General features: G+C 60.9%; 10 protein-coding genes. 1 reads left to right on the top strand and 9 read right to left on the bottom strand.

The window, feature by feature from the left end:
• Positions 1–51: 51 nt before the first annotated feature.
• The 9 genes from sucD to sdhC all read right to left on the bottom strand — a co-directional run bounded on the left by sucD (position 52) and on the right by sdhC (position 11,386).
• A complete protein-coding gene (gene sucD / locus ACIPZF_RS00180; RefSeq protein WP_016393102.1) occupies positions 52–936 on the bottom strand; it encodes a succinate--CoA ligase subunit alpha in 885 nt (294 codons plus the stop codon).
• Positions 936–2,102, bottom strand: a complete 1,167-nt coding sequence (gene sucC / locus ACIPZF_RS00175; protein ID WP_023629628.1) for an ADP-forming succinate--CoA ligase subunit beta — start codon at positions 2,100–2,102, stop codon at positions 936–938. Before sucC ends, sucD begins: the two co-directional genes overlap by 1 nt.
• Positions 2,103–2,274: 172 nt before the next feature.
• Positions 2,275–3,711 (bottom strand): dihydrolipoyl dehydrogenase, encoded by a 1,437-nt coding sequence (lpdA, locus tag ACIPZF_RS00170; RefSeq protein WP_400794108.1) that lies wholly within the window; start codon positions 3,709–3,711, stop codon positions 2,275–2,277.
• A gap of 93 nt (positions 3,712–3,804) precedes the next feature.
• On the bottom strand, positions 3,805–5,025 hold the full coding sequence (gene odhB / locus ACIPZF_RS00165) for a 2-oxoglutarate dehydrogenase complex dihydrolipoyllysine-residue succinyltransferase (RefSeq protein ID WP_400794106.1): 1,221 nt from the start codon (positions 5,023–5,025) through the stop codon (positions 3,805–3,807).
• Positions 5,026–5,067: 42 nt separating this feature from the next.
• Positions 5,068–7,899 (bottom strand): 2-oxoglutarate dehydrogenase E1 component, encoded by a 2,832-nt coding sequence (locus tag ACIPZF_RS00160; protein ID WP_400794104.1) that lies wholly within the window; start codon positions 7,897–7,899, stop codon positions 5,068–5,070.
• Positions 7,900–8,145: 246 nt separating this feature from the next.
• Positions 8,146–8,850 carry a succinate dehydrogenase iron-sulfur subunit gene (locus ACIPZF_RS00155; RefSeq protein ID WP_133331444.1) on the bottom strand — a complete coding sequence of 235 codons (705 nt, stop codon included), beginning with the start codon at positions 8,848–8,850 and terminating at the stop codon, positions 8,146–8,148.
• 11 nt (positions 8,851–8,861) lie between these two features.
• On the bottom strand, positions 8,862–10,634 hold the full coding sequence (gene sdhA / locus ACIPZF_RS00150) for a succinate dehydrogenase flavoprotein subunit (RefSeq protein WP_172287553.1): 1,773 nt from the start codon (positions 10,632–10,634) through the stop codon (positions 8,862–8,864).
• A gap of 3 nt (positions 10,635–10,637) precedes the next feature.
• Positions 10,638–11,006, bottom strand: coding sequence for a succinate dehydrogenase, hydrophobic membrane anchor protein (gene sdhD / locus ACIPZF_RS00145; protein WP_008091903.1), 369 nt, complete (start codon positions 11,004–11,006; stop codon positions 10,638–10,640).
• On the bottom strand, positions 11,000–11,386 hold the full coding sequence (gene sdhC / locus ACIPZF_RS00140) for a succinate dehydrogenase, cytochrome b556 subunit (RefSeq protein WP_012315350.1): 387 nt from the start codon (positions 11,384–11,386) through the stop codon (positions 11,000–11,002). Before sdhC ends, sdhD begins: the two co-directional genes overlap by 7 nt.
• A 352-nt stretch (positions 11,387–11,738) precedes the next feature.
• Here sdhC and gltA point away from each other — a divergent pair, with 352 nt between their 5' ends.
• Positions 11,739–13,028, top strand: a complete 1,290-nt coding sequence (gene gltA, locus ACIPZF_RS00135) for a citrate synthase (protein WP_400794101.1) — start codon at positions 11,739–11,741, stop codon at positions 13,026–13,028.
• Positions 13,029–13,082: the final 54 nt, after the last annotated feature.

Below are 13,082 nucleotides of genomic sequence, written 5' to 3'. Positions count from 1 at the left end.
CAAAAGCCACCCGAAGGTGGCCTTTGTGCGCGTGGGGGTATTACGTGTTACTTACTTCTTGGCTTCCCAGCCAGTCAGCTCGGCCAGGGCCTTGCCGATGTCAGCCAGGGACCGCACGGTCTTCACGCCAGCGTCCTGCAGTGCGGCGAATTTCTCGTCCGCAGTGCCCTTGCCGCCGGAGATGATGGCGCCAGCATGGCCCATGCGCTTGCCCGCAGGTGCGGTAACACCGGCGATGTAGGAAACCACTGGCTTGGTGACGTTGGCCTTGATGTAGGCCGCAGCTTCTTCTTCAGCCGAACCGCCGATCTCACCGATCATGACGATCGCTTCGGTCTTCGGGTCTTCCTGGAACAGCTTCAGGATGTCGATGAAGTTGGAGCCTGGGATCGGGTCACCGCCGATGCCGACGCAGGTCGACTGGCCGAAGCCGGCGTCGGTGGTCTGCTTCACAGCTTCGTAGGTCAGGGTGCCGGAACGCGACACGATACCGACCTTGCCTGGCAGGTGGATGTGGCCTGGCATGATGCCGATCTTGCACTCGCCCGGGGTGATCACACCTGGGCAGTTAGGGCCGATCAGGGTAACGCCCAGCTCGTCGCACTTGACCTTGGCATCCAGCATGTCCAGGGTAGGAATGCCTTCGGTGATGCAGACGATCAGCTTGATGCCGCCGAAAGCCGCTTCCAGGATCGAGTCCTTGCAGAAAGGAGCCGGTACGTAGATGACCGAGGCGTCAGCGCCGGTAGCTTCTACGGCTTCTTTCACGGTGTTGAACACCGGCAGGCCCAGATGAGTGGTGCCGCCTTTGCCTGGGGTCACGCCGCCAACCATCTTGGTGCCGTAGGCGATGGCTTGTTCGGAGTGGAAAGTACCCTGCGAGCCGGTGAAGCCCTGGCAGATGACTTTGGTGTCTTTATTGATCAGGACGCTCATTACTTGCCCTCCGCAGCTTTGACAACTTGTTGAGCAGCGTCGGTCAGGCTGGTTGCCGCAATGATGTTCAAACCGCTTTCTGCCAGTACTTTAGCGCCCAGTTCGGCGTTGTTGCCTTCAAGGCGAACGACGACCGGTACTTTGACGCCGACTTCTTTCACTGCACCGATGATGCCTTCGGCAATCATGTCGCAGCGAACGATGCCGCCGAAGATGTTGACCAGAACGGCCGCGACATTGCTGTCGGACAGAATGATCTTGAACGCTTCGGTAACGCGCTCTTTGGTAGCGCCGCCGCCCACGTCGAGGAAGTTGGCTGGCTTGCCACCGTGCAGGTTGACGATGTCCATGGTACCCATGGCCAGGCCGGCACCGTTGACCATGCAGCCGATGTTGCCTTCGAGGGCAACGTAGTTCAGTTCGAACTTGGCAGCGTGGGCTTCACGGGCGTCGTCCTGCGACGGGTCGTGGAAGGTCTTCAGCTTAGGCTGACGGTACATGGCGTTGGCGTCGATGTTGATCTTCGCATCGAGGCAGTGCAGGTCGCCGTCGGCCTTGATCACCAGCGGGTTCACTTCCAGCAGGGCCAGATCGTGATCCTTGAACAGCTTGGCCAGGCCTACGAAGATCTTGGCGAACTGTTGAACTTGCTTGCCTTCCAGGCCCAGCTGGAACGCCAGCTCACGGCCCTGGAACGGCTGAGCGCCGACCAGCGGGTCGATGGTGGCCTTGAGGATCTTCTCAGGCGTGTCGTGAGCGACTTTCTCGATGTCCACGCCACCTTCGGTGGAAGCCATGAACACGATACGGCGGCTCGAACGATCCACGACAGCGCCCAGGTACAGCTCTTTGGCGATGTCAGTGCAGGATTCGACCAGAATCTTGGAGACGGGTTGACCGTTGGCGTCGGTCTGGTAAGTAACCAGATTCTTGCCCAACCACTGTGCAGCGAACGCCTTGGCGTCTTCTTTGCTGCGAACCAGCTTTACGCCGCCCGCTTTACCGCGACCACCAGCGTGAACCTGGGCTTTGACTACCCACTCGGAACCGCCGATCTTGTCGCAGGCTTCTGCTGCAGCTTCAGGGGTGTCGACTGCGAAACCCTTGGAAACTGGCAGGCCGTATTCAGCGAACAGCTGCTTACCCTGATACTCGTGAAGATTCATGCTTTTTACCGTCTTCGTTAGGTACTGCGCTTCGGCGCTGCGCCATTACTGGCGCCGCACCACCTGTGACCGTTGACCCCGGGTTTTCCCGTGTAGTCCGGTCCGGCGGACGTTCCGCGGTGAGTCATGCACGCAAGACTCACGACGGGCAGCCCGCCGTGGTTTCTTATAATTAACGCTTCTTACGGTTGGCCACGTGAATGGCGCCGCCATTCACTGCCAGCGCTGCTTCATGCAACGCTTCGGACAGGGTTGGATGGCTGAAGACCATCATGCCCAGATCCTCGGCACTGGTGCCGAATTCCATTGCGATTGCGCCCTGCTGCACCAGTTCGGCAGCCGATGGGCCAATCACGTGCACACCCAGTACGCGGTCGGTCTTGGCATCGGCGATGACCTTGACGAAACCACCGGTGTCGTTGGCTGCCATCGCACGGCCGCTGGCCGCGAACGGGAAGGTGCCTACGTTAACCTCAACACCTTCTGCCTTCAAGGACTGTTCGGTCTTGCCGACCCACGCGATTTCCGGGTGGGTGTAGATAACCGATGGGATCAGGTCGTAGTTCATCTGGGCTTTGTGGCCCTTGATGCGCTCGACGACCATGATGCCCTCTTCCGAGGCCTTGTGGGCCAGCATCATGCCGCGCACCACGTCACCGATGGCGAACACGCCCGGTACGCTGGTGGCGCAGTGATCGTCGACGAAGATGTAGCCACGCTCGTCGATGGTCACGCCGCTGTCGGAGGCCAGCAGGTCAGTGGTCACCGGACGACGGCCGACCGCGACGATCAGCTTGTCGAAGGTGATCTTCTGCTCGCCTTCGGCATTGGTGTAAGTCACTTCGACTTCGTTGCCGTTGACTTTAGAGCCGGTGACGCGGGCGCCCAGCTTGATGTCCAGGCCTTGCTTGGTCAGGGTCTTCTGGGCTTCTTTCGACACGGCGGTGTCGGCAGCCATCAGGAAGGTGTCCAAGGCTTCCAGCACGGTGACTTCAGCACCCAGGCGAGCCCATACCGAACCCAGCTCCAGGCCGATCACGCCAGCACCGATCACGCCCAGGCGCTTGGGTACCGATTGGAATTCCAGGGCGCCGGTGGAGTCGACGATGACGTTCTGGTCGACCGGAGCCGGCGGAATGTCGATCGGACGCGAACCGGAAGCCAGGATCACGTTTTCGGCTTCGATGATTTCGGTGGTGCCGTCAGCCTTGGTGACTTCGACTTTCTTGCCAGCCAGCAGTTTGCCGTGGCCCTGGATCGAAGTGACGCCGTTGGCCTTGAACAGGGTGGCAACGCCGCCGGTCAGGTTCTTGACGATGCCAGCCTTGCGGCCAACCATCGCAGCCACGTCCATCTTCACTTCGCCAGTGGAGATACCGTGGACGTTGAAGCTCTCTTTGGCTTCCTTGTACTTCCAGGAGCTGTCCAGCAGCGCCTTGGACGGGATGCAACCTACGTTCAGGCAGGTGCCGCCCAGGGCCAGCTTGCCCTCGGCGTCGGTGTACTTCTCGATACAGGCAGTCTTCAGACCGAGTTGGGCAGCCTTGATGGCAGCCACATAGCCGCCAGGACCTGCACCAATCACCACTACGTCGAATTTCTGGGTCATAAAAGATTCCTTATCAGCTACAAGCTACAAGCCGCGAACCGCGCGGCCCCGCTTCTTTCGAAGCCAGGGGCCGAACGGTACGCAGCCAGAGGGTTAGATGTCCAGCAGCAGGCGAGACGGATCTTCCAGCAGGTTCTTGATGGTGACCAGGAAGGTTACCGCTTCCTTGCCGTCGATCAGACGGTGATCGTACGACAGCGCCAGGTACATCATCGGGCGGATCACAACCTGGCCGTTGATGGCCATCGGACGCTGGATGATGTTGTGCATGCCGAGAATGGCGGCCTGCGGCGGGTTGACGATCGGGGTCGACATCATCGAACCGAAGGTACCACCGTTGGTGATGGTGAAGGTGCCGCCGGTCATTTCTTCGATCGACAGCTTGCCGTCACGGGCCTTCTTGCCGAAGGTGGCGATGCCGTTTTCGATTTCAGCCAGGCTCATCGACTCGGCGTTACGCAGTACCGGTACCACCAGGCCACGGTCGCTGGAGACGGCAACGCCGACGTCGGCGAAGCCGTGGTAGACGATGTCGTTGCCATCGATCGAGGCGTTGACGGCCGGGAAGCGCTTCAGCGCTTCGGTGGCGGCCTTGACGAAGAACGACATGAAGCCCAGGCGCACGCCGTTGTGGGTCTTCTCGAACAGGTCCTTGTACTTCGAACGCAGGGCCATGACTTCGGTCATGTCGACTTCGTTGAAGGTGGTCAGCATCGCCATGTTGGACTGGGCTTCGACCAGACGCTCGGCGATCTTGGCGCGCAGACGAGTCATCGGCACGCGCTTCTCGGTGCGATCGCCAGCGGCGGTCACGACCGGAGCAGCGGCGGCAGCGGCCGGCTTGGCAGCCGGGGCAGCGGCAGGTGCCGACTTCTTGTTGGCGACTGCAGCCACCACGTCTTCCTTGGTGACGCGACCGCCTTTGCCGGTGCCGGCAACGGTAGCCAGGTCGATGCCGTTCTCTTCAGCCAGCTTGCGCGCAGCAGGCGCTGCGACCGGGTCGTCTTCGCCAGCGTCGGCGGCAGCGGCTGCCGGAGCAGCAGCGGCTGGAGCAGCAGCAGGAGCGGCAGCAGCGCCGCCTTCAACGATCGAACCCAGCACTTCATCGGACAGGACGGTGTCGCCCTCGCCCTTGACGATGTCGCCCATCACGCCATCGGCGGTGGCCAGTACTTCCAGGACGACCTTGTCGGTCTCGATGTCGACGATCAGCTCGTCACGCTTGACGGCTTCGCCCGGCTTCTTGTGCCAGGTGGCAACGGTGCCATCGGCAACCGATTCCGGGAAGGTTGGGGCTTTGATCTCGATAGCCATTATCAGTGTTTCCTTAAATTCGGTTTCAGGTGCGCGAAGGCGTTAAACAGTGAAGGCGTCTTGCAGCAGTTTTTCCTGCTGTTCGGCGTGCTTCGAAGCGTAACCACAGGCTGGCGCGGCAGAGGCGTCGCGGCCGGCGTATTCCAGGACCAGCGCCTTGTTGTGGCGGCCCAGGATACGGCGCATGTGGTGCTGACTGCTGTACCAGGCGCCCTGGTTCATCGGTTCTTCCTGGCACCAGACGGCGTGCTTGAGGTTGCTGTACTGCGCCAGGATTTCGACCAGGTCGTCTTCCGGGAACGGGTACAGCTGCTCCAGACGCAGGATCGCGATGTCTTCGCGGCCTTCGGCACGGCGTTTTTCCAACAGGTCGTAGTAGACCTTGCCGCTGCACAGCACCAGGCGTTCGACCTTGGCCGGATCGATCGCGTCGATTTCCGGGATCACGGTCTGGAACGAGCCTTCTGCCAGGTCTTCCAAGGTCGAGATGGCCAGCTTGTGGCGCAGCAGCGACTTCGGCGTGAGCACCACCAGCGGCTTGCGCAGCGGGCGAATGACCTGGCGACGCAGCAGGTGGTAGATCTGTGCCGGGGTGGTCGGTACGCAGACCTGGATGTTGTGCTCGGCGCACAGCTGCAGGTAACGCTCCAGACGCGCGGAGGAGTGCTCCGGGCCCTGCCCTTCGTAGCCGTGTGGCAGCAGCATGGTCAGACCGCACAGGCGGCCCCACTTGTGCTCACCGCTGGTGATGAACTGGTCGATCACCACTTGCGCACCGTTGGCGAAGTCGCCGAACTGGGCTTCCCAGATCACCAGCGCGTTCGGCGTGGTGGTGGAATAGCCGTATTCGAAGGCCAGTACCGCTTCTTCCGACAGGAAGGAGTCGTACAGGTCGAAGCGCGGCTGGCCCGGGAACAGGTTCTGCAGCGGTACGTAGGTGCTGGCGTCCTTCTGGTTGTGCAGCACCGCGTGACGGTGCGAGAAGGTGCCACGGCCGATGTCCTGGCCGGTCATGCGGATCGGGTGACCTTCGAACTGCAGGGTGGCGTAAGCCATGGTCTCTGCATAACCCCAGTTGATCGGCAAGCCACCGGCCTGCATCTTCTGGCGGTCTTCGTAGATCTTCGACACCTGACGCTGGACGACGAAGCCTTCCGGCAGCTCGAGCAGCTTGGCCGACAGGTCTTGCAGGGTCTTGAGGTCGAAACGCGTGTCGTGACGCGCGGTCCAGGCGTGGCCCAGGTATGGACGCCAGTCGACGAACAGCTCGCGGTTCGGCTCCTTGACCAGGCTCTTGACCACGTGCAGACCGTTGTCCAGGGCGTTGCGGTACTCGTCGATCTTGGCCTGAGCACGTTCGGCGTCGATACGACCAGCCTGGATCAGCGCGTCGGCATACAGCTCACGGGTGGTGCGCTGTTTGCTGATCTGCTGGTACATCAGCGGCTGGGTGCCGTTCGGCTCGTCGGCCTCGTTGTGGCCGCGACGGCGGTAGCAGACCAGGTCGACGACCACGTCACGCTTGAACTGCATGCGGTAATCGATGGCCAGCTGGGTCACGAACAGCACGGCTTCCGGATCATCACCGTTGACGTGCAGGATCGGCGCCTGAATCATCTTGGCAACGTCGGTGGCGTACTCGGTGGAGCGCGCGTCCAGCGGGTTGCTGATGGTGAAACCGACCTGGTTGTTGATCACGATGTGCACGGTACCGCCGGTCTTGAAACCGCGGGTCTGCGACATCTGGAAGGTTTCCATGACCACGCCCTGGCCAGCGAAGGCCGCGTCGCCGTGGATCGAGATCGGCAGCACCTTGTCGCCGACGGTGTCGTTGCGGCGGTCCTGACGGGCGCGCACCGAACCTTCGACCACTGGCGATACGATTTCCAGGTGGGACGGGTTGAACGCCATGGCCAGGTGGACTTCGCCACCGGTGGTCATCACGTTCGAGGAGAAGCCCTGGTGATACTTCACGTCACCGGAGCCCAGCTCGTTCATCTTCTTGCCTTCGAACTCGTCGAACAGCTCGCGCGGGTTCTTGCCGAAGGTGTTGACCAGCACGTTCAGACGGCCACGGTGGGCCATGCCGATCACGACTTCCTTGGTGCCGTAGGAGCCGGAGCGCTGGATCATCTCGTCGAGCATCGGGATCAGGCTCTCGCCGCCCTCAAGGCCGAAGCGCTTGGTGCCCGGGTACTTGGTGCCCAGGTACTTCTCCAGGCCTTCACCGGCGGTCACGCGCTCGAGCAGGTGGGCCTGCACGTCGGCGGAGAAATCCGGACGGCCGCGCACGCTTTCCAGGCGCTGCTGGAACCAGCTGCGCTGCTCGGAATCGACGATGTGGGTGAACTCGGCACCGATGGTGCGACAATATGTCTTCTGGAGCGCGTCGACGATCTCGCGTAGGCTCGCCTCTTCTTTGCCGATGTACAGGTCGCCGGCACGGAAGGTCGTATCAAGATCGGCATTGGTCAAGCCGTAGTGATTGATCGACAGGTCTACGGGCGCGGAGCGCTGCCACAACCCCAACGGGTCGAGCTTGGCAGCCTGATGGCCGCGCATACGATAGGCCTGGATCAGTCGCAGAACTTCAACCTGCTTCTTCTCGTGTTCACTGCTCACGCTCCCGGCAGATACCGGTTGGGCGCGGCGCTGGTTCTTTGCCAGCAGTACGAAATGGTCGCGGATTGTCGAGTGCGATACATCAGTAGCGGTGCTGCCATCAGCAGGCAACTTCTGGAAGTAAGTGCGCCACTCTTCTGGCACAGCGTTAGGGTCGTGCAGGTAGAGCTCGTAGAGCTCTTCCACATATGCAGCGTTACCACCTGAAAGGTGGGCGCTTTCCCACATGCGCTGCATCACGCTTTCTTGCATGCTTGGTCACCCTCGGTTAGGGGACTGATCGGCGAGAGCCATAGAAAACCTGGAAAAGTCCGAACACAGCGACTGAACCACGCCACTTGGATCTTGCTGATTTTCCGGGTACCAGCCCGGAAAGCCCCTGCTGGTCTCATATCTTCATAGGTATCGAACGCAGGCTTTGTGGGCCCTTGCTCAGGTTTTACCTCAGTGCGGGCTCACCACCCGCACCTCGGCTTACTGCAGTTGCAACGCTTTGAATCAGGTGCCGCTTTGCAGCAGCATGTTACGTACGTGGCCGATTGCCTTGGTCGGGTTCAGACCCTTCGGGCAAACGTTGACGCAGTTCATGATCCCGCGGCAGCGGAATACGCTGAACGGGTCATCCAGGGACGCCAGGCGCTCCTGGGTCTTGGTGTCACGGCTGTCGGCCAGGAAGCGGTAGGCCTGCAGCAGAGCGGCGGGGCCCAGGAACTTGTCCGGGTTCCACCAGAACGATGGGCAGGAGGTCGAGCAGCAAGCGCACAGGATGCACTCGTACAGGCCGTCCAGCTTGTCGCGGTCTTCCGGCGACTGCAGACGCTCGATGGCCGGAGCCGGGGTGTCGTTCTGCAGGAATGGCTTCACCTTCTCGTACTGCTTGTAGAAGATGCTCATATCGACGACCAGGTCACGAATGACCGGCAGGCCAGGCAGCGGGCGCAATACCAGCTTGTTGCCCTTGACCACACCCGACAGCGGGGTGATGCAGGCCAGGCCGTTCTTGCCGTTCATGTTCATGCCATCGGAACCGCACACGCCTTCACGGCAGGAGCGACGGTACGAGAAGCCCTCGTCCTTTTCCTTGATCAGCGCCAGCACGTCCAGGACCATCAAGTCCTTGCCGCCGGTATCGACGTCGAACGACTCCATCTTGGGGGCCGCGTCGGTGTCGGGGTTGTAGCGATAAACTTCGACTTTCAACATAGCAGCCACCCTTAGTAAGTCCGGATTTTTGGTTCGAAGGCTGGAACAGTCTTCGGCGCAAAGTTGACGCCACGCTTGGCAACGCGCTTCTCACCCGGGTAGTACAGGGTGTGGCACAGCCAGTTCTCGTCGTCACGGTCTTCGAAGTCTTCACGGGCGTGAGCGCCGCGCGACTCTTTACGGGCTTCGGCCGCAATGGCGGTAGCTTCGGCGACTTCCAGCAGGTTCTGCAGCTCCAGCGCTTCGATACGCGCGGTGTTGAAGGCCTGGGACTTGTCGTTGATCTTCACGTTGGCGATGCGGTCACGCAGGCCAGCCAGCTGCTCGATACCCTTCTGCATGTACTCGCCGGTACGGAATACGCCGAAGTAGTTCTGCATGCAGCTCTGCAGCTCGCGCTTGAGGCTGGCGACGTCTTCGCCGGTGGAGCGCTCGTTGAGCTTGTTCAGGCGGTTCAGGGCAACATCGATGTCGGTGTCGCTGGCGTCGAGATGCTCGATGCCGTCGCTCAGCGCCTTCTCCAGGTGCAGGCCGGCAGCACGGCCGAACACCACCAGGTCGAGCAGCGAGTTGCCGCCCAGGCGGTTGGCACCGTGAACCGATACGCACGCCACTTCACCTACGGCGAACAGGCCCGGGATGATGTGATCCTTGCCCTCTTCGTCCATGGTGATGGCCTGGCCATGGATGTTGGTGGCAACGCCGCCCATCATGTAGTGGCAGGTTGGAACGACCGGAACCGGCGCGACCACAGGGTCGACGTGGGCGAAGGTCTTGGACAGTTCGCAGATACCTGGCAGGCGGCTGTGCAGCACTTCCTCGCCCAGGTGGTCCAGCTTCAGCAGTACGTGGTCCTTGTTCGGGCCCACACCGTTGCCGGCGATGATCTCTTTGACCATGGAGCGGGCGACAACGTCGCGGCCGGCCAGGTCTTTCGCGTTCGGCGCGTAACGCTCCATGAAGCGCTCGCCGTGGGCGTTGATCAGGTAGCCACCTTCACCACGGCAACCTTCGGTCACCAGTACACCGGCGCCGGCGATGCCGGTCGGGTGGAACTGCCACATCTCGATGTCCTGCACCGGTACACCGGCACGCAGGGCCATGCCGATACCGTCGCCGGTATTGATCAGGGCGTTGGTGGTGGAGGCATAGATACGGCCAGCACCGCCAGTGGCCAGAACGGTGGCCTTGGACTTGATGTACATGGTTTCGCCGGTTTCGATGCAGATCGCGATCACACCGACGAAGGCGCCTTCCTGGTTCTTCACCAGATCAACGGCATAGTACTCGTTGAGGAAGGTGGTACCCGCTTTCAGGTTGCCCTGGTACAGGGTGTGCAGCAGCGCGTGGCCGGTACGGTCGGAAGCTGCGCAAGTACGCGCGGCCTGGCCACCTTTACCGAAGTCCTTGGACTGACCACCGAACGGACGCTGGTAGATACGGCCGGTTTCGGTACGCGAGAACGGCAGACCCATGTGGTCCAGCTCGAAGACCGCAGCCGGGCCTTCCTGACACATGTATTCGATAGCGTCCTGGTCACCGATGTAGTCGGAACCTTTGACGGTATCGTACATGTGCCAGCGCCAGTCGTCGTTCGGGTCGGCCGAAGCGATGGCGCAGGTGATGCCGCCCTGGGCGGATACAGTGTGCGAACGGGTCGGGAAGACCTTGGTGACCACGGCAGTCTTGTGGCCGCCTTGAGCCAGTTGCAGCGCAGCACGCATGCCGGCGCCGCCGCCGCCAATGATGATGGCGTCGAAGGAAATAGTAGGAATGCTAGCCATGGATCAGATACCCCAGAGAATCTGCACACCCCAGACGAAGTAAGCGAACATCGCAACGCCGCATACCGCCTGGAACAGGAAACGAATCGCAGTTGCCGACTTGCCGAACGACATTGGCGTCAGGTAGTCGGTGGCAATGGTCCACATGCCGACCCAGGCGTGAGCGCCGAGGGCAACGAGGGCCAGCAGACTGAAGATCCGCATCGCGTTATTGGAGAACAGACCGTGCCACTGGGTGTAGTCGATGCCTGGGTGGGCGACCACGTAGCCGATCAGGAAGATGAAGTAAGCCGCGAGAACGACCGCTGATACGCGCTGCGCCATCCAGTCATAGAGGCCCGAACGCGACAGGTTCGTGACATTGGTTACCATACCCAAACTCCCACCAGAACGATCAGCACCACGGAGATGACGATCACGATTTTCGAGCCCAGCTTGCCGCCTTCCAGCGTCTCGCCGATGCCCATGTCCATGATCAGGTGACGAACACCTGCCACGAGGTGATAAAGCAGGGCGGACAGCAGGCCCCAGGTCACGAACTTGGCCAGCGGGCTGGTCAGACACGCCTTCACCTCGCCGAAGCCTTCCTCGGAACCCAGCGATTTGCCCAGTGCATAAAGCATGATGGCAAGGCCGAGGAACAGGATGACGCCGGAGATACGGTGCAGAATGGACGTGTACGCAGTGACAGGAAGCTTGATGGTCCTTAGGTCTAGGTTTACAGGTCGTTGGCTTTTCACGGCTTTTTTCACACTGAAGAGCCCCTAGCGAATCAGGGCAAAGTTGTTGGTAAGTGTACTGGTCAGGTACCCACCACCCAGGGAACGGCGACCCCCAGCAGTTCGGGCTTGCAAGCCCCTGGGAGTCGGGTGCCGAGTATAGACAGTTAGGCTGCTTATGACAACGTGACGGGGTAGCCCAAATAGCGCATTGCCTTTAGCGAGCAAAAGGCGTAAATGGGCGAGAAGTTCTTGAAAAATCAGGCTTCAGGGCCCCTTTCAACCAGCCTTTAGGCAAATTGACATTCGAATTTAGTTCTCTATAGTGGTGCGGGCCCTGCGTGGGGGGACTGTCTGATGATTTCAAGCATTAATAGGAGGCCACATGGCTGACAAAAAAGCGCAGTTGGTCATCGAGGGCGCTGCCCCCGTCGAGCTGCCCATTTTAACCGGCACCGTTGGTCCTGATGTAATCGACGTCCGCGGGTTGGGGGCCACTGGTCACTTCACCTTCGACCCAGGTTTCATGGCGACCGCCTCGTGCGAGTCGAAGATCACCTACATCGATGGCGACAAGGGCGTGCTGCTGCACCGCGGCTACCCGATCGAACAGCTCGCCGAACAATCGGACTACCTGGAAACCTGCTACCTGCTGCTCAACGGCGAACTGCCGAATGCCGAGCAGAAGGCCCAGTTCGTCAGCACTGTAAAGAACCACACCATGGTTCACGAGCAGCTGAAGTCCTTCTTCAACGGTTTCCGCCGCGACGCTCACCCAATGGCGGTGATGTGCGGTGTGGTTGGCGCCCTGTCGGCGTTCTACCACGACTCCCTGGACATCAATAACCCGCAACACCGTGAAATTTCCGCGGTGCGCCTGGTCGCCAAGATGCCGACCCTGGCCGCGATGGTTTACAAGTACTCCATGGGCCAGCCGATGATGTACCCGCGCAACGACCTGTCGTACGCGGAAAACTTCCTGCACATGATGTTCAACACCCCGTGCGAGATCAAACCGATCAGCCCGGTGCTGGCCAAGGCAATGGACCGGATCTTCATCCTCCACGCCGACCACGAGCAAAACGCCTCCACCTCCACCGTGCGCCTGGCGGGCTCCTCGGGTGCCAACCCGTTCGCCTGTATCGCCGCCGGTATCGCCGCACTCTGGGGCCCTGCCCACGGCGGTGCGAACGAAGCCGTGCTGACCATGCTCGATGAAATTGGCGATGTCTCGAACATCGACAAGTACATCGCCAAGGCCAAGGACAAGAACGACCCGTTCAAGCTGATGGGCTTCGGTCACCGCGTGTACAAGAACCGCGACCCGCGCGCCACCGTGATGAAGCAGACCTGCGACGAAGTCCTGCGCGAGCTGGGCATCAAAGACGACCCGCAGCTGGAACTGGCGATGCGCCTGGAAGAGATCGCACTCACCGATCCTTACTTCATCGAGCGCTCGCTGTACCCGAACGTCGACTTCTATTCGGGCATCATCCTGAAGGCCATCGGCATTCCGACCAGCATGTTCACCGTGATCTTCGCCCTGGCACGTACCGTGGGCTGGATCTCGCACTGGAAAGAAATGCTCTCCAGCCCGTACAAGATTGGCCGCCCGCGCCAGCTGTACACCGGCGAGCAAAAGCGCGATATCGTCGCACTGAGCGACCGCAAGTAAGCTCAGCGAGCCGAACGCAAAAAAGGCTGCCCTCGGGCAGCCTTTTTTTGTATT

Origin of the sequence: Pseudomonas sp. NPDC089752 (assembly GCF_044748725.1) — a bacterium.
Lineage (GTDB): Bacteria > Pseudomonadota > Gammaproteobacteria > Pseudomonadales > Pseudomonadaceae > Aquipseudomonas.
The sequence above is the reverse complement of the archived record's forward strand: the minus strand, read 5'-3'. Positions and strand labels throughout refer to the sequence as shown.

What these genes read in the sequence shown, in the direction of transcription:
- sucD (WP_016393102.1), bottom strand. Translation starts at nt 936, where the DNA reads ATGAGCGTCCTGATCAATAAAGACACCAAAGTCATCTGCCAGGGCTTC.
- sucC (WP_023629628.1), bottom strand. Translation starts at nt 2,102, where the DNA reads ATGAATCTTCACGAGTATCAGGGTAAGCAGCTGTTCGCTGAATACGGC.
- lpdA (WP_400794108.1), bottom strand. Translation starts at nt 3,711, where the DNA reads ATGACCCAGAAATTCGACGTAGTGGTGATTGGTGCAGGTCCTGGCGGC.
- odhB (WP_400794106.1), bottom strand. Translation starts at nt 5,025, where the DNA reads ATGGCTATCGAGATCAAAGCCCCAACCTTCCCGGAATCGGTTGCCGAT.
- ACIPZF_RS00160 (WP_400794104.1), bottom strand. Translation starts at nt 7,899, where the DNA reads ATGCAAGAAAGCGTGATGCAGCGCATGTGGGAAAGCGCCCACCTTTCA.
- ACIPZF_RS00155 (WP_133331444.1), bottom strand. Translation starts at nt 8,850, where the DNA reads ATGTTGAAAGTCGAAGTTTATCGCTACAACCCCGACACCGACGCGGCC.
- sdhA (WP_172287553.1), bottom strand. Translation starts at nt 10,634, where the DNA reads ATGGCTAGCATTCCTACTATTTCCTTCGACGCCATCATCATTGGCGGC.
- sdhD (WP_008091903.1), bottom strand. Translation starts at nt 11,006, where the DNA reads ATGGTAACCAATGTCACGAACCTGTCGCGTTCGGGCCTCTATGACTGG.
- gltA (WP_400794101.1), top strand. Translation starts at nt 11,739, where the DNA reads ATGGCTGACAAAAAAGCGCAGTTGGTCATCGAGGGCGCTGCCCCCGTC.